Origin of the sequence: Facklamia lactis (genome assembly GCF_015863205.1) — a bacterium.
Taxonomy (GTDB): Bacteria; Bacillota; Bacilli; order Lactobacillales; family Aerococcaceae; genus Facklamia; species Facklamia lactis.
Genome location: NZ_JACBXQ010000004.1, coordinates 146,143 through 163,776 on the forward strand (window position 1 = coordinate 146,143; position 17,634 = coordinate 163,776).

15 protein-coding genes are annotated in these 17,634 nt (G+C 35.3%); 3 read left to right on the forward strand and 12 right to left on the reverse strand.

All coding sequences use genetic code 11. The annotated features are described in order from the left end of the window. Positions 1 to 80 precede the first annotated feature (80 nt). The 8 genes from HZY91_RS07540 to pepA all read right to left on the reverse strand — a co-directional run bounded on the left by HZY91_RS07540 (position 81) and on the right by pepA (position 10,803). Positions 81 to 2,714, reverse strand: coding sequence for a YfhO family protein (locus HZY91_RS07540; RefSeq protein ID WP_328752368.1), 2,634 nt, complete (start codon positions 2,712 to 2,714; stop codon positions 81 to 83). Beyond that, positions 2,714 to 3,649 carry a glycosyltransferase PgfS gene (pgfS, locus tag HZY91_RS07545; RefSeq protein WP_197115670.1) on the reverse strand — a complete coding sequence of 312 codons (936 nt, stop codon included), beginning with the start codon at positions 3,647 to 3,649 and terminating at the stop codon, positions 2,714 to 2,716. Before pgfS ends, HZY91_RS07540 begins: the two co-directional genes overlap by 1 nt. Before the next feature lie 27 nt (positions 3,650 to 3,676). Further along, positions 3,677 to 4,063: a GtrA family protein gene (locus HZY91_RS07550; RefSeq protein ID WP_197115671.1), complete on the reverse strand. Its 387-nt coding sequence runs from the start codon at positions 4,061 to 4,063 to the stop codon at positions 3,677 to 3,679. 333 nt (positions 4,064 to 4,396) lie between these two features. Then, on the reverse strand, positions 4,397 to 7,072 hold the full coding sequence (polA, locus tag HZY91_RS07555; protein WP_197115672.1) for a DNA polymerase I: 2,676 nt from the start codon (positions 7,070 to 7,072) through the stop codon (positions 4,397 to 4,399). A gap of 59 nt (positions 7,073 to 7,131) precedes the next feature. Beyond that, positions 7,132 to 8,466, reverse strand: a complete 1,335-nt coding sequence (gene murC, locus HZY91_RS07560; RefSeq protein ID WP_197115673.1) for a UDP-N-acetylmuramate--L-alanine ligase — start codon at positions 8,464 to 8,466, stop codon at positions 7,132 to 7,134. A 12-nt stretch (positions 8,467 to 8,478) separates the two neighbouring features. Continuing rightward, positions 8,479 to 9,054 carry a hypothetical protein gene (locus HZY91_RS07565; RefSeq protein WP_197115674.1) on the reverse strand — a complete coding sequence of 192 codons (576 nt, stop codon included), beginning with the start codon at positions 9,052 to 9,054 and terminating at the stop codon, positions 8,479 to 8,481. A gap of 25 nt (positions 9,055 to 9,079) precedes the next feature. Then, positions 9,080 to 9,715 carry a YtpR family tRNA-binding protein gene (gene ytpR / locus HZY91_RS07570; RefSeq protein ID WP_197115675.1) on the reverse strand — a complete coding sequence of 212 codons (636 nt, stop codon included), beginning with the start codon at positions 9,713 to 9,715 and terminating at the stop codon, positions 9,080 to 9,082. Positions 9,716 to 9,729: 14 nt separating this feature from the next. Continuing rightward, entirely contained in the window at positions 9,730 to 10,803 is a 1,074-nt protein-coding gene (gene pepA / locus HZY91_RS07575) for a glutamyl aminopeptidase (protein ID WP_197115765.1), read from the reverse strand. 181 nt (positions 10,804 to 10,984) lie between these two features. Here pepA and HZY91_RS07580 point away from each other — a divergent pair, with 181 nt between their 5' ends. The 3 genes from HZY91_RS07580 to trmB all read left to right on the forward strand — a co-directional run bounded on the left by HZY91_RS07580 (position 10,985) and on the right by trmB (position 12,949). After that, positions 10,985 to 11,314 carry a hypothetical protein gene (locus tag HZY91_RS07580; RefSeq protein ID WP_197115676.1) on the forward strand — a complete coding sequence of 110 codons (330 nt, stop codon included), beginning with the start codon at positions 10,985 to 10,987 and terminating at the stop codon, positions 11,312 to 11,314. Between the two features lie 189 nt (positions 11,315 to 11,503). Next, on the forward strand, positions 11,504 to 12,283 hold the full coding sequence (locus HZY91_RS07585; RefSeq protein ID WP_197115677.1) for a phosphotransferase family protein: 780 nt from the start codon (positions 11,504 to 11,506) through the stop codon (positions 12,281 to 12,283). Between the two features lie 9 nt (positions 12,284 to 12,292). Beyond that, the gene (trmB, locus tag HZY91_RS07590; protein ID WP_197115678.1) at positions 12,293 to 12,949 is read left to right on the forward strand and encodes a tRNA (guanosine(46)-N7)-methyltransferase TrmB; all 657 of its coding nucleotides are present in this window, start codon (positions 12,293 to 12,295) and stop codon (positions 12,947 to 12,949) included. Positions 12,950 to 12,982: 33 nt separating this feature from the next. Here the strand turns inward: trmB and pepF are convergent, their stop codons facing one another. From pepF to spxA, 4 genes are all read right to left on the reverse strand, one after another. Further along, positions 12,983 to 14,791 carry an oligoendopeptidase F gene (pepF, locus tag HZY91_RS07595; protein ID WP_197115679.1) on the reverse strand — a complete coding sequence of 603 codons (1,809 nt, stop codon included), beginning with the start codon at positions 14,789 to 14,791 and terminating at the stop codon, positions 12,983 to 12,985. A 76-nt stretch (positions 14,792 to 14,867) separates the two neighbouring features. Next, on the reverse strand, positions 14,868 to 15,932 hold the full coding sequence (locus HZY91_RS07600; protein WP_197115680.1) for a competence protein CoiA: 1,065 nt from the start codon (positions 15,930 to 15,932) through the stop codon (positions 14,868 to 14,870). Positions 15,933 to 15,990: 58 nt separating this feature from the next. Further along, the gene (locus tag HZY91_RS07605; protein ID WP_197115681.1) at positions 15,991 to 16,725 is read right to left on the reverse strand and encodes an adaptor protein MecA; all 735 of its coding nucleotides are present in this window, start codon (positions 16,723 to 16,725) and stop codon (positions 15,991 to 15,993) included. A gap of 217 nt (positions 16,726 to 16,942) precedes the next feature. Beyond that, positions 16,943 to 17,341, reverse strand: a complete 399-nt coding sequence (spxA, locus tag HZY91_RS07610; RefSeq protein WP_197115682.1) for a transcriptional regulator SpxA — start codon at positions 17,339 to 17,341, stop codon at positions 16,943 to 16,945. Positions 17,342 to 17,634 lie beyond the last annotated feature (293 nt).

A 17,634-nucleotide genomic window follows, 5' to 3' on the forward strand; every position in this document is an offset into this window, starting at 1 on the left:
GCATATAGCAAGAAGAGACGAGAGTTCTCCCCTCGTCAATCTAAATAATTTTTTATTTAAAGAATGGGTCCTACCTTTGCCTAACGATTATGATGTCTTCTAATAAGGATTAAAAGGAAAAAGATCACTAATGATACTATCGACAAAAGACTTCCGATTATTAGCCCTTTTGGAATAAAAGTCATTTCTATCTCATGGTAGCCTGCTTCAATTGGAAAGGCTAATAATGAATCCCACACAACCTGAGTCTCAACTTTTTGACCATCTACCTTCACTTGCCAACCTTTATCAAATGGGATTGAGGTGAAGACCCACGGACTTTCTTCTATCTTAATACTTCCCCGAACATAATTAGACCCCCAACTTTGCAATTCCAAACCTTCTTGCTTTCTAGCTTTTACAAGTTTTTCAAACTCTTTTTGATTAAACCTTACTACTTTTAAGTTTGTCAAATTAAACTGGCGGTCGGCCTTAATATCAATTTTAAACTCAAGTTCTTGTCCTTGCTCTTGATAAGCAATATTAAAGAATTGATCTGATCCAAACTTTGAACGGTAATCAAACTCTTCACCATTTAAGTATAATTCTACTTCGGATTCATGAGTCGATAAACTTTGTGGAATTGTAATAAAGTAGGCATCATCTGTATCAGCTGTTAAGGTAATTCTCATGCTACTTTCTTTACTTGGATCTTCTCTAGAAAAAATTTGATCTCCATTTTCCGTAAGTCCCTGCTTTAAATTACTCACTTCTTTTTTGATCGGTACTTCCTCAAAGAGAAAATCTTTACTTCCAGTCAGAGCTTGCCCTATCGCATTTTGATTTAAAATAGGCATATTATCGAGTAAAGTCAGATCCATTGCTGCATCACTAATTCCAAATGCAATTGGTAAAGTATGTTGTACCTGATATAAAGAGAAACGATCGGTCGCTCCCACTAAATTGTCTGGCTGAATAACGTCTTTCCTTGTCACATCCGTTGGGAAAATATAAGTTTCATCCATTTCTTTCTGATTATCAGTAGAAAAAGATTCATTATTAACAAAATATTTCACACCTAATAAGGCATCTGTTAAAGGAGTCCCATAGTAATAAACAGAAGCATCGATTCCTGAGTTCCCTAAACGCTCATACAAATCCCGAGTGGTTCCTTCTAAACTGGAAGAAAAATTGGTTAAACCTGGATAATTAAACGTCATAGGATCATTTTTAGAACGATAGAATGTTTTTGAAATGCGATAAAAATCATCCTGACTAGGCCGAATTTCGTCTATTGCCTGATCAATCACACTTAGCGCATTCTCAAATTTAAACGCATTATTGTGATTAATATCTTCCTGAGAATAATAAGCATTCACTCCTAGTTCAGTGAATGTCAAGAAGATAAGCAATATCCCCTTTAGAACTGACCCCTTCACAAAATAAAGAATGAGACACACTAAGCCAAAACATAAGGCCGACAATTGTTGCTGTTCTGCTGATAGAAAAGTATAGTCTTTAGCTATTACGATAGCGTGAATCATAAACATCAGACTTAAGCCAATAAAGACATCGTGACTTTTAATCAATCGTTTTTGTAATCCTTGGAAAGCTAAAACCAAAAGAAAGAAAATGACAATCCATGAAAAACGATAGAAAAAGCCTGCAGGATTCTGTCCCATATGCCAAATTTTACTTGTAAATTCATGTGTAATTGAAAAGAAAAAGATCAGAAGTATAACTAATGACGCTACTTTATGACTGCGTTTTATCTTATCAGATATAAAATAAATAAAAGTTCCAAAAGCAGCTAGTGATCCCATATAAAGATTTGGTAAATTAGGGCCTGACGACCAAGACTGGTTATCAAAAGCACCAATCATATATTTAGAGAAAATATCCAACGGATTAATTTGCAGCTCCCAATCAAATGAAAGAGTAGATTCTAATGCTGCTTTGGAATTTAGCAAATTGTAAATGTTAGGTAACATCAAGAAGGCAGATAAGCCAATCCCTAAAAGAGAATACCCTCCTAGCCTCATTACTTTACCTGTCAAAGACTGGATTGAATGATTTTGTGAATGAATAAATAAATAATAAAAAGTATACATAAATATAAATAAGCAAATCATATAGCCCATATAATATTGGATAACCATCGTAATGGCCAGAAGAAGGATATACTTAATAGGACTTTTTCCGTCTAGCAATTCCTCTAGAGCCACTAATAATAAAGGCATTAACCATAGCGCATCCATAAAAATAGGGGCCATTTGATAAGAAACTGCGAACCCATTTAAGGCATAAGCAGAAGATAAAGCAATCGTTAAATAGGGGGATTCCTGACCATTATGTCTCTTTACGAGATAGTAAGCCATGGCCAAACCCATTGCGCCATATCTCAACCAAACAGAAATGAATACTGCATAGGAAATATGATCAACAGGAACAAGCAGATAAATAAGATTAAAAGGGCTCATCAAATAATAGGCCCAAGCCCCTACCATATTACCACCTAATGATTTTGTAAAAGAATAGAAAAAACTGCCCCAATCACCTGATCGAATAGTATTCCGCATAAAAATATACAGGTCCACAAATTGTTGATTAAAATCGATAGCTAAAAAAGATTTCGTCCCAAAAGGATAAAAATCATTAAAGAACCATGCTACTAACATAATTAATAAAGGAGCCAACCCACTCCACAGTAAAATTGAAAATTTATTTTTTCTCACTAGTCATCCACCTCGATATTGCTTTCTTCAATTATGTAATGAGGACGTCCTTTCACTTCATAAAAGATCTTTCCAATATACTCACCTAGGACGCCTATTGAAACTAATTGGACCCCTCCAAATAAAACAACAGTAAAAATTGTCGTAAAGTAACCCGAAACAGCTGTTGCAGGACTAATAATATAAGAGATAAAAAGCCAAAGAACATATAACAAAGCAATCGCAATACACACAAGGCCTAATGCAAATATCATTCGAAGAGGTTGATTTGAAAAAGACAAAATACCATCTAAAGCATAGTTTAGCGATTTTTTAAATGACCACTTGGTCTGCCCCGCTTCTCTTAACTCATTATCATATTCAATCACAGTACTCTTAAATCCAATCCAGGAAAAAAGTCCTTTTGAAAAGCGATTATATTCCTGCAAAGACGTTATAGCCTCAATAGCTTTACGTGATAGCAAACGAAAATCAGAAACCCCATCTGTTAGTTGAACTTCCATTAAATCATTCGCTACACGATAAAATAAACCGGCAAACAAATTAGTGGAACGTTTCTCTCCTCTTCTTGTCCGTTTGGCATTAACAATGTCATAACCTTCCTGGAATTTATCTAACATTTCTTTGATTAACCTGGGTGGATTTTGTAGATCACCATCCATTATAATAACAGCCTCACCCGTTGCATGCTCAAAACCAGCCAACATGCCCGATTCCTTCCCAAAATTTCGACTAAAAGAAATATATTTCACTCTTAAATCATTCTGAGCAATTGATCGCATATGCTCTAAGGTTCGATCACTCGATCCATCATTAATATACAGGAGCTCAAATTGATAATCCTTTAGCTTATCAAGCTCTTTGGTTAGTGTATTGTGAGTTTTAACAATCATCTCTTCCTCATTATAGAATGGGATTAAAATTGTGATTTTCATTCCCTCGCTCCTTACATTTCACTGATTTTAAGCTTCAAAATATATTTTTCTAGTTATAAAGTTAAAGGCCATTACCACAATACCTACAAGAACTTTAGATAGCATTACTTCTAGATGCATCCAATCAACAAAAATCGCCAAGCCCAGTAATGTGATCAATAAACCGGCCACACTTAAAATAAAAAAGGCAATGAATTCCTTGTGCCTCTCCTCATTTCCAAACTTACTTTTAAAAACAAATTTCATACTCATATAATAATTGTAAAATGTTGCTATCACAAACGCAATGGTAGCAGCAATCATATGATTAATATTTAAATGATAATTTAATACATATAAGATGACCATATCCAATAAAGTGGCGGTCCCTCCAACAAAAACAAAGCGAATAACCTGTGCTAATATTCTTTTCATAGTGTCCATCCTTAATTAATTTTCCATACAGGGCATATTATATAATAATTTAAGTTTAGATTCATCCTTGTATACTTTTACTCTTTTCAAAATGAGTTCGTTATAAACGATGCTCCAAAGCTCTATTGTCATATATAGTATGCTAAACTTCCTAAATAAAGCATCAGAAAATCCGCCCTATCCTAGAAAGTTTTTCCGTTTATTTCAGAATAAGCTAAAATCTCTTTAAAATAGACAAAAATTCTCTTAGAAAAAGCTCCCCTGCCTATTGAGCAAAAAATCAGAAAAGCAGATATCCCCATCTGCTTTTCTGATTTTCAATGAATTCTAGCCCTATTTTAATTCATACCAATTCTTACCACTTGCGCAATCAACCTTTAAAGGAATAGAAAGTTGAGCAGCCCCCTCCATTACTTCTGGAACCAATTGAGTCAATCTCTCCATTTCTTCCTTTGGCCCCTCTAGAATCAATTCATCATGCACTTGTAAAATAATTCGTGATTCCAATCCTTCTTTTTCAAGATTCTTCTGTAAATTGATCATTGCAATTTTGATAATATCCGCTGCTGTCCCTTGAATCGGGGAATTCATAGCAGTTCTTTCAGCAAAAGATCGAATGTTAAAATTTGAAGCACTAATATCAGGTAAATAACGTCGGCGATTAAACAAGGTTTTTACGTACCCATTTTCTTTGGCTTCTGCCACAATCTCTTCCATATACTGTGCAATCCCTGGAAACTCTTCAAAATATCGATCGATAAAAGCTTTAGCCTCTTTTCGAGGTATATTTAAATTCTGAGATAAACCATAATCAGAAATACCGTAAACAATGCCAAAATTTACAGCCTTGGCTTGACGTCGATAATCAGCTGAAACTGGTTGATCTTCTGGCAGGTGAAAAACCCTTTTAGCTGTAGCAGAATGAATATCTTCACCGTTTATAAAGGCCGCTTTCATATGCTCATCATTGGATATATGGGCTAATACCCTTAATTCAATTTGCGAATAATCAGCACCAAACATCAACCAATCTTCTTGACTAGGCACAAATGCTTGACGAATCAATCGCCCCTCTTCTATACGAATTGGAATATTCTGCAAATTAGGATCCGTTGAAGAAAGTCGCCCAGTTTGAGTAAGTGTCTGCACAAAACGGGAATGAATTTTACCATCTTCCTTTATATAAGGAGGCAAACCGGCAAGATAAGTTGACTGAAGCTTAGCAATTTGACGATAGTCAAGAATAGCTTGCACAATCGGATGCTTAGCCAATAACTTTTCAAGAACATCGGCTGCTGTCGAATAACCTGTTTTTGTTTTCTTCAGAACAGGTAGCTCTAGTTTTTCAAACAGGATAACTCCAAGTTGTTTGGGAGAATTAATATTAAACTTCTCTCCAGCCATCTTGTATATTTCATCTTCCATCTCTTTTATACGAGAAAGAACTTGATCATTTTTTTCCTCAAGTGTTGTTTGATTTACCTTAACTCCTATAATTTCTAATTGAGCTAAACACTTAGCAAGAGGTAACTCCATCTCATAATAAAGATCCGTCATCACTACCTCATCTAATTTAAGCAGTATTGGTTCCTTCGCAAGATAAAGTGCTTGTAACTTTTTAGCAAGATGTTGATGAAAAACACCTAACTCCTCTGGCACCTTCTTTTTGACTCCCTTGCCATAAACTGCTTCATCATAACTAACAGAAACAGAAAGATCCAATAGATTAACAATATCTGCAAGTTCCTGAGCATTATGAGTATCTACTAAGTAAGTCGCAATCAAGATATCCATATCGAGTCCTTCAAGTTGGCAATCATATCTTGATGCAATCACTGCCTCACGTTTATAATCGTAAAAGATTTTTAATGCCTGAGGATTAGCTAACCATTTTTTAAAAATTGAACTCTGAAAGGCAATGTCTTTCTCCATAATATACACTTTTTCAGTTAAAGGATCCGCCCAAGCTACTGCCTGAATTTCAGCAATATGATAATTATCTACCAATGTTTCCGAATAATAAACAGCATAATCAGGTAAGACTTCGCTCGTAATCTCATCTGTCTGTTGCAACGCTACAATCTCATAATCTGCAAACTGCTTATCATCCTCAGTTTGACTCGTTACATTTAATGAATCCCCTTGGATCTGTTTCAAAAAGCTATTAAATTCCATATGGCGATAGAAATCAACCAGCGCTTCTATATTTTTTTCTTTCCAAACTAGATCATCCATGGCAATTTCGATCGGTGCATCTTGTAAAATTTGCGCCAAATCTTTACTCATATAAGCTTCTTCTTTATCGTTAATAATATTTTCTTTCATTTTTGAAGCTTTTAATTCATCTAAACGATCATACATATTTTCTAAAGAACCAAACTGCTTTAATAATTTAACGGCAGTTTTTTCACCTATACGAGTAATACCAGGGTAATTATCTGAAGAATCTCCCATCATTCCTTTCATATCCACAATTTGATTAGGAGTAATTCCCCACTTCTCTTTAATCACTAAAGGAGTATAAGCTTCTAGATCAGAAACCCCTTTGCGCGTAATATATACCGTCACATGATCACTAGCTAATTGAGTTAAATCTTTATCACCAGAGATAATCACTACTTTATCATCGGCATCTGCTTGAAAAGCCAGCGTTCCAATGATATCGTCAGCTTCGTAATTAATTAAATCATAGTGTTTAATCCCATATGCATCTAATAACACTCGAAAATACGGCATTTGTTCCTTAAACTCACTCGGGGCTTTTTGCCTACCCGCTTTATAATGATCATACTTTTCTGTACGAAAGGTTACATCACTTTTATCAAAAGCAACTAACACATGACTTGGCTCAAACTCCTGTAAAACATTATCTAACATACGATTAAATGAAAAAAGAGCATTCGTATGTAAGCCTGCTTTATTCTTGAATCGTTCAATATCTAAAATAGAATAAAAAGAACGAAAAGCCAAACTGGAGCCGTCAATTAACATTATTGTACGATTAGACATTATTTTTCCTACTTTCTATACAAATAGGCCAACACACAGGTTGGCCTTAGATTGATATTCTATAAAGTGGTTAAATTCAAAGAGCCGTATGCATCTTCAAACTGTCTTGCTAGGTTGTCTATATCTCCTGCACCCATAAATAATAAAACTTCATCCTGATACTCCATCAAAGGAGAAAGATGATCGGTAGAGATAATTTCAACCTTCTCATTAATCATTTTTGCTAGATCTTGGATGCTAATTTCTCCTTCTGTTTCACGAGCTGAACGAAAAATGTCCACCAAATGAACATGGTCAGCTAAAGATAAAGAATCTGCAAATTCTTGCAGTAAAGCAACCGTTCGACTAAAAGTATGAGGCTGAAAAATTGCAACAACCCGACGATTTGGATATTTTTGTTTAGCAGCATCAATCGTCGCCTTAATTTCACTTGGATGGTGAGCATAGTCATCAATCAAAATTAAATTTTGGACTTGTTTAACGGAGAAACGACGCTTAACTCCTTGGAAAGTGGCAATATGTTTGGCAATATCTTCAGCCTTAAACCCTTCTAAAAAGAGTAAACCAATAACTGCCAATGAGTTTAAGATATTATGTTCCCCATAGGATGGAAGGTGGAAAGAGCCAAATCTTTGCCCCTTAATATAAACTTCAAACTTAGACCCATCTTCATTTCGTTGTATGTCATTGGCATAAATATCATATTGATCATTCAGCCCATAATAATAAATCGGAACAGATGCCGTAATATTTTTTAAATAAGGATCTTCACCGCATGCAATAATCGCTTTCTTTGCCTGTTGGCTAAATGATTGAAAAGCGCCAAAAACATCTTCTATAGAACGATAATAATCAGGATGATCAAAGTCTACATTTGTAATAATGGCATAATCTGGTTTATAAGCAAGAAAATGGCGACGATACTCACATGCTTCTAAGGCAAAATACTCCGCTGTTTCATCCCCTTTTCCAGTTCCATCACCAATTAAATAACTAAGTGGCGCAAGATTTTTTAGGGTATGGGACAGTAATCCAGTGGTGGAAGTTTTTCCATGTGATCCTGTAACCGCAATACTAGTATAATCATTAATTAATTCCCCTAAGAAGTCGTGATAACGGTAAATAGGTAAATTCAGCTCTCGTGCTCGCACCAACTCTGGATGATCATCACCAAAAGCATTTCCTGCAATAATTGTTTGCCCTTCACGAATATTATCTGCAGAAAATTCTAATAGGTCAATTTGGTTATTCTCTAGTTCTTGTTGAGTAAAAAAGTATTTCCCTACATCGCTTCCTTGTACTTTATATCCTTCACCAAATAATATCAAAGCGAGTGCAGACATTCCCGAACCTTTGATTCCTACAAAATGGTAAATAGTATCTTTACTAATCAATATACTTCCCCCTTATTCGAACAGCAAAAATGATTCTTTATCCTTGATTAGACGCAATAATACTTCACGATTAACTTGAAGTTTTTTCTCTTCATCACGATATTGTGCCTGGATTCGTCCAACCGTTTCTAAGGAATGATCAATATTATCCAATCTTTCATCTATTTCACGGTTTTCTTGGCTTCTTAAAAGTTCCTGATGATGACTGAGACTTCTCGGCAATGAATCATTATAACTCTTTTGACGTTCTAAATCTAGTTTAGAACGCTCATTTAAACGTTCGATTAATTTTTCTTCCTGCAAGAGATGTTCATTATTCTTTTTTGTTTTTAAAAAAGGAATCTGCTCCTCATTTGTTACTTTCAGAGTTGGATCCGCTTCTTCCGAAGAAATTCTTTGGTCCCTTTCCTCAGCTTGGTTTTTAATAAAATTCCTACCCGCTTGTGGATGTTTACGATGAATGGCGGGTTCTTCTAACGATCGATCCACAACCGATCGCCTGGTCATTCCTTGTCTAAAATCGCGTTTGACTTTGCTCTTCTTATTCTGATAAAAAACAGGCCCTTGATAATCTCCATCCTTGATCATTCATATGCCTCCTATTTTGGCAAATTTACACGTAAAGCGTCTTTACTTCTTCCAAGGTTTGTCCGATTTCTGCCTTAGTAGTCAATTCCCAAATGCCTGGATAATTTTCTAGTTCTTCTAACCCTAATTCTCTCGTAGAACAAATCATACCGTTTGATTGAACTCCTCGAAGTTCACCTGGCCATATGATTAATCCTGATGGCATCACGGCTCCTGGCTTCGCCACTAAGACCTTTTGTCCTTGAGCTATATTGGCCGCACCACAAACAATTTGCAATACCTCATCTTGTGAGATGCGAGTCTTGGTAATATGCAGATGATCAGAATCTTCGTGTGGAACACACTCTTCTACTAACCCCACTACAAACTTTGTTCGATTATCCACACTAATCACATAATCGAAAGCGTTCGCTTCTAAAAGCTGATTAAGTTGTGTCACCTGGTCAGAAGTCAGCAATACAAGACCGTTGCCATCTGGAACAAAATATTCAGAAATCCTATGAATATTCAATCCCACAATTTCTCCATTTGTCTTATCTTTAATTTCTGTTATTGGACCTCTACTTTCTGATATCAAGTGAGCTCCATCAGCATTGGCACAAGTTAAAAGTAAAACATCGCCAATACCCTCTGGATTATAAAAAGCTAACCAATTTCTCATATTCTCATTATCTCCTATGCCTGAATAATTGTCTCGTATGTCGTTTGATCAAAATTTATGACTAAATGTTGTAAAAACTCTTTTGCTGCTTCGTAATCCTCAACTTTGAAAAGCGTCTGATGCCCATGAATATATCTCGCTGGAACACCAATAACAGCACTTGGTATTCCATCATTCATGGTATGGGCAGCGCCTGCATCTGTCCCACCCTTAGAAAAGAAATATTGATAAGGAATATTATAACTAGAAGCAGTATCTTGGATGTATTCTCTTAAGCCATTATGAGTAATCATTCCGGGATCCTGCACTCTCAATAAGAACCCTCTACCTAATTGTCCCTCACTGGTGGTTTCTTTTTCTGTATCATTGGCAGGTGAACAATCCACTGCAATAAATACATCTGGTTGAAATTGGTGCACCGCACCTCGCACCCCTCGAAGACCAACCTCTTCTTGAACAGTGGCTCCTATAACGAGTTCATTAGGTAAATCTTTGCCTTGAATCTCCCGTAATGTTTCGATCACAACTGCACAGCCATAACGATTATCCCATGCTTTACAAATAATCGAATCTTCGTTAGCAGTCCGGACCGTTTCGACTGCTGGCACCACAGGATCTCCCGGTCTAACCCCATACTCTTCAGCCTCTTCTTTACTATTAAATCCTGCATCAAAAAGAACAGAGTCAGCCGATAAAGAGTCTTTTTGATTCCCATCTCGCAATAAGTGAGGAGGGACTGCTCCCGAAACAACCGGGTAATCTCCGGCTTTAGTCTGTAAAGTAAAACGTTGAGCAGAAATCACATAGGGATTCCAACCTCCAATTGGGGTCACTCGCATCAATCCCCGATCAGTCACTTCCCGAACAATAAAACCCACTTCGTCCATATGAGCAGCGATCATTAGACGTGGAGCATGATTTTGCGAGCTCTTTTTAATACCAAAAATATTTCCAAGTCTGGATTGGTGAATTTCATCTACTAATTCTGTCATCTGGTCTTTCATATACTCTCGTATGCGACGTTCATGACCAGAAATACCCTGTAGTTCTGTTAATTCTTTAATTAATTGATACGTACTCTCATTCATAGTAATTGTGGCTTGGCCACATCCCCCCTCATCCCACTTTAATCTAATTGTTATCTCTATATATTTTGGCATAAATAGGCTTTAAAAGCAATTCAGTAGCGGAAGGCAGCTTTCTATGCTTAATTCTTCTTTTATGTTATGATTCGTTTACAATTAGTAGCTTAAATACGGGAGGATATATATGTCAAATAAGCAAAACAGCAATTTAATTGGAGCACTTGTTCTTGTATCAGGAATGATTATTGGTGCGGCAGGAGCAATTTTTTATAAAGAAAACAGACCGATGAATGCAGGCAAGATTCTGGAAAATGTTAAACAAATTTTCGCTACTGAAGGTGAAATTATAGGTTCATGGATTGATTATGATGCCGTTGAATATACTGGTTTTGATTCACAGCCACTGGTCTATGTCGGTGGGATTACGCGAATGGAAAAAGGAAAACCTGTACATTACTCATTTTCTGCCGACATCTATACAGGCGAAATTTTGAACACATACACGACACATTAGCATTTTTTATAATAAATGATTGACCGAACATTTCTAGACGTTATAATTTGTAATCGCTTACCGATTAATGACCTCTTCCCTGTTCGGCTATTTTGTGATGGTAAAATAATCGTCTTATAAATAAGAGTTGACCAATATTCTCTATTTGATAAAATAAAGCTTATTGACTAAAGAGAAAGGAGCGAGTGAATGTATCATAATACAGATGAATGGCAAATGACCCCCCTAGATGGGAACACAGGACAAGCCTACATGGGTGTGAGTCAGAATGAGAAAGTTTTCTTCAAAAGAAATACCTCTCCTTTTATTGCCGCACTCGCTGCTGAAGGCATTACTCCTAAACTAAAGTGGACTCAAAGAACCTATTCTGGGGATGTTTTGACTGCTCAAGAATGGAAAGATGGTTACTTGCTGACTAAAGAAGACATGGGAAGTGAAGCTGTAATTCAACTGATTCGTTCAATTCATGATAATCACTCTCTTTTAAATTTATTAAAGCGAGCGGATGCAGAAGAATTTTCGCCAAAAGAATTACTGAATTTATATTATAAGGATCTACCGATTTCTCTACAAAATCATCAATATTTCAGCAAGGTCGCTCAACGACTAGCTGAAACAATTGATAACGATTTTATGACTGTCACTTATGTGATATGCCATGGAGATTTAAATCACAATAATTTTTTAATGTCTGCTAACAATCATCTTTACCTAGTAGACTGGGATAATGTTAAGATTGCTGATCCTTTATATGATATTTGTTTTCTACTTTGCCGCTATTTCCCACCTAGCGAATGGATCTACTGGTTTAATGCCTATCAATTTAAGCAAACCGACTCATTTTATAAGCGAGTCAAATGGTATAGTATCTTGGCTTGTCTCAATCTTATTAAGCAATATTTTAGTGAAGATCGAAATTACCAATTAAATGAGACTGTCTTGTTACTTAAAAATATCTATGAAAAATAAGGAGTCATTATGCGATTACGAAATAAACCCTGGGCACCGGATAAACTTGCCTCTTACCCTCAATATATCTCAAATAATCCTCAAGAATTGAAAGGTAAATGGCAAACCCGATTTGAAAAAAAACAAGATATTTTTATTGAAATCGGTTCAGGAAAAGGCCAGTTTATTGTAGGCATGGCCGAAAAATATCCTGACTTTAATTTTATCGCCATCGAACTTCAAACCAGTGTCATTGTTTCGATTTTAGAAAAGCAAATCGACAAAAAACTACCTAATCTTCAGTTAATCAATGGGCACGGTGGAGATCTATTGGACTTTTTTGCTCCTGGCGAAATTAGTCGAATTTATTTAAATTTTTCAGATCCCTGGCCTAAAACGCGGCATACCAAACGCCGTTTAACATCACCTGATTTTTTAGAACTTTACCGAAACATTCTGCCGGACGATGGTGAAATCCATTTTAAAACTGATAACATGGGGCTTTTTGAATATTCTCTAGCTTCACTCAGCCAATTCGGTTACGTTTTTCGCCAAGTCTGGCTAGACTTACATCAAAGTAATTTTACGGATAATATTGAAACTGAGTATGAACAAAAATTCTCAGCTAAAGGTCAAACAATCTACCGACTTGAAGCTTATTGGCCCAATAATAAAACACAGCACTGAATATAATCAGCGCTGTGTTTTATTATCGAAATTTTATTTTTGACTTAAGAGCTTTTCGAACTCACACAATCTCTCTTCAAAAACGTCTAAAGTCGCTTCTATATATTCCGATTTCGTCATATCTAATCCAGCATCTTTCATGGTATTAATTGGGTACTTCGAAGAGCCAGATTTTAAGAAATCAAGATAATCATGCAAAGCTTTACTATCTCCTTGATATATTTTCTCTGCGAAAAAAGTAGCTGCTGAAAAACCAGTCGCATATTGAAATACATAATAATTATAGTAAAAATGGGGTATACGAGTCCACTCTAGCGAAATTTCAGAATTCGAATTCACCGTGTCTCCATAGTATTTAGCATTTAAAGAGCGATACTGATCTGAAAGATACTGCTGTGTAAGAGGAGTTCCTTGAGCATCTGACTGATGAATCAAATGTTCAAATTCTGCAAATTGGCTTTGACGGAAAACAGTTCCTTTCACACCATCTAAAAAATGATTTAAAATGAATAAGCGCTGATCTGGAGCATCATACTTGTCTAGCAAATAATAGGTCAATAAGTTTTCATTCGTTGTCGAGGCAATCTCTGCTAAAAAGATTGGATAGTTTCCGTAAACATAATCTTGTTGCTGATGACTTAAATAAGAATGGGCACTATGACCAAGTTCATGTACTAATGTATATAAATGATTAATACTGTCTTGCCAGTTCATTAAGATATACGGTTTAGAATCATAAGTTCCAGATGAATAGGCTCCTGATCTTTTCCCTACATTTTCATATAAATCGATCCATCTCTCCGCAAAAGCCTCTTGAATAATGCCAAGATACGCTTCCCCCATTGGTCTCAACGCTTCTAACACGATCGTCTGTGCCTCATCGTAAGTTATTTTAATCGACTCTTCTCCTAATAGGGGCGTATACATATCGAACATTTCGAGCTGGTCTACTTCTAATAAATCTTTACGCATCTTGACATAGCGATGAAGTAAATTCAATCGTGAATGCACAGCTTCCAGAAGCGTATCATAAACTGATTCAGGAATATTATTCTCAAACAATGCAGCATGACGAGCTGATTCAAAATGCCGCACTTTCGCTAAATAATTATGGAGTTTAACTTGTCCTGATATTAAACTAGCAAAGGTATTTTTAAATTGGTCATATACTGTGTAGTAAGCTTTAAAGGTTTCCTGTCTTACACGACGATCTGTACTTTCAAGCATCTTACCAAAAATAGAATGGCTCAACTTAACTTCTTGACCGTTTTCATCTTGAATAGTGGGAAAAGACAAATCAGCGTTATTTAATAAGCTAAAAGTTTTGCTTGCTGTTTCAAAAGCATCATTTGCTTGTGCTAAGAGCAATTCTTCTGACTGACTTAAAACATGTGGACGAAAGCGTAGAATATTATCCAAGAAATGACGATATGGCTCTAATTCGCTATTTTCTGCTAAAAATTGATCCATCTTTTCCTCTGAAATTGATAATATTTCAGGCTCAAGAAACGCAATATTTTGGCTAAGTTGACTATATAAGAGTCTAGTTCTTGCTTCCAAACTCTGAGCAGCTGAATCAGTCTGATCTTGATCGTAAATCAGATGCGTATAGACATAAAGATGAGCCACTTTTCGCTCAACTTCAAAATAGAAGTTAAGCGCTTCTAGTAACTGTTGACTACTTTGAGCTAAAGTACCCTCATATGTTTTGACCTTTGTCACTTCTTCTTGAATTTTTTGAAATTCACGCTCAAATTCTTCCAAACTTGCAAACATCGTAGATAAATCCCATGTATATTTTTCTGCTATTTCTGATCGTTGTTTCACTTTTTGACTGGTCATCCCAAAACTCCTCCCGATAGATAATAATATAATTTTATCATATAGCTTATCTTTTTATCATTAAAAAGTCTTATATTCATGATCCGTTAACACTTTGTTGCTTGTATACTTCCCATAAACACCGACAAACATAATCAGCAGAAACTTCTAGTAAAGGCATGTCCCTCCAAGTCATTAATTTTCGGTTCATAAGTCCCAAAATATAGATTTTAAAATCATCAAAATTATTAGCCATTAACCCTCTTCGATCATACTCAAATTTCCAAACCCAAGCCCAAATATACCAAGCAGGTTCTTGAAAAAAAATTATACGCCAACGTTTTTTTAAGCACCATTGAGGTATTTGGTCTAAGTAAATATTCTTTTGATACAAATTAATTAGATATTTTCTATAGGAAGGGTTTTTACTAATTAATGAACTTCTAGCTGCCTTTTTTTTATATTTTTTCCCAATAAAATGCTGTAGTTTTACAAAATTTAAATACTGAGGCTCTTTTAATAATGATATCCAATCTTCCCCCATTTCTACAGCAAAGCCGGTTGTATAATAATTTTCATTGTAGTAGATCACAGGGAAGTTATAATAAATAACCATCTCTTTTCTCGTAATGTCTAAGCATACGATATAAAAATGCCAACTTGAATTATATTGTAAATTTCTCCAAATCCATTCTGATTCCTGGTGATCTAAAAAATATTGGTGATCAATCAACCAAAAAACATTCCCTGTCCACTTCCGATAAGCTCTCTGTCGAGTCTGTAAACAACTTGCGGAAATAATTGACCGCTGATATTCTAAAATTACAGGCTGTTGTTGATTCGTAATATATACATCGACAATCTGATTAATCTTTGGAATAGGGTACTCCATTTGTACAGATGAATAAAATTGTTGACTCATTTTACATAACAATAGCTTTCCCTTTCGATGCTCCTTACTTTCTCCCTTATTCGCTATTTTAAGCTGTTTATCTCGTCCAAGCTCCACATTCTTTTGAGGCAAATGCCTGAAAAAATTCCTACCATTTTTCTTAATAATTAGACTCATTCTTTGCCCGCATTGAGGACAATAGTAACAATTTCCCAAATTTGCTTCACTAGCATAAATTAAAACTCCCTCTAGATCTAATGCCGCATACATAAAAAATCCCCCTTATAAGTAATTAAACTTACTTCAGGAGATTGCGTTATTTATTAACTTAAAATTGACTTCCAAAAAAGCTGATTGCATCTTCTTCCCTTAATAGCTGACCATGCTCAATCAACACTGAGGAAGTAACTGGTACGGTTTCCCCATATTCGAATAAAGAGAAAAGCTTATTGATAGTTTGATATTCTCGAGCAAAGGATTCTAGATTATGAAGAACAAGATAATAATGATGGTTCATCATATATAGATCTGATTGGATTGCCAAATCTGCGATTTCACGGGCTAAATGTAAAAAATCTTCGAGCTGACCAAAGATCACCACTTCTTCTGTTTCTTCTTCAGTATCAACAGTGTTTTCTTCAGGTGCATATTCTGGATTAAACAGATTTAAAACAGAATCAATCGTTTCTTTTTCATCTACTCCGGCTGCTTCACTGTTTGAGTCCGTTGTGGCCTCGGCATTCTCTTTCTCAGCCTGCTTGGCTAATTTCCGTTCTCTCAAACGTTTGGTTAATTCATCTTCCCAAATTTCATCCATCTCTTCTAAATTAGCTCGACTTATATATAACTCTAGACCTTCACTATTAGGAATCACTTGAAATGTAACGGCTTCAGTATCGTGGAAGTGTCTATCAACATCAACTTCTTCCAAAATTGAATAGAAAAACTTTTCAATTCTTGATTGATCACCAATCAAATCAAGAAAGTCAATTCCTCTTTCTTCAAGATCCTCAGTATCAATCAACACTTTAATTAAGTCATCATTAATATGTTCCATTTCCATAGTCGGTCACCTCCACCTACTACTATTATACTACTAATTACTAGGCTTACCAATACTTATGATAAGTGTTTACCATCATAGCAAAAATAAAGGTTCCTTTCAAGTTAGCAATATGTAGCTTAGCAGACCTTCCCTTTATATTCAAGTTTTAAATGCTACGGTTAGTTTATAAAAAAAAGAGTCCTAAACGGACTCTTTTGAATAGACAGTTTCTTAATTATTCATTAACCAAAGCACGAGCCTTTTGAAGCTCAAGAGCTCTAACTTCTCGTGGTAAGAATCGACGAATTTCGTCTTCATTATATCCGATTTGTAGACGTTTTTCATCAATAATAATTGGTCGACGAAATAACCCTGGTTGTTCTTGAACCAGTTGATAAAACTCGTTCAGCGGTAAATCACTCAATTCTACATCTAATTCTGAATAAGCTTTAGAACGAGTCGAAACAATATCTTCCGTTCCTTCTTCAGTCATACGAAGAATGTCCTTAATTTCTTGTAGTGATAAAGGTTCTGTAAAAATATTACGTTCTTCATAAGGAATGTTATTTTCTTCTAGCCACGCTCTCGCTTTTCTACATGACGTACAACTTGGAGTTACATACAATGTTACCATAAAAGATCTTCCTCTCTTGCATAAACATGTTTCTCACTATTCTGTAACTGTCATTCTTAAATAATTGTGATCCACAATTCAATATAAAAGTGTTACACTATAATTATCAAAATAATTTCACAATGCACAATCACTTTTACAATTAAAATTATATCATCAAAATTTCGATAACACAAGACAAATTCAATCAATACAGCATTTATTAGAAAATATTATAATAAAATTCTTTAAATATTTTTAAATAGTTTGTGAATTTTTATCTAGTTATCTTCTCTAAATATGCTTAAGGCGCT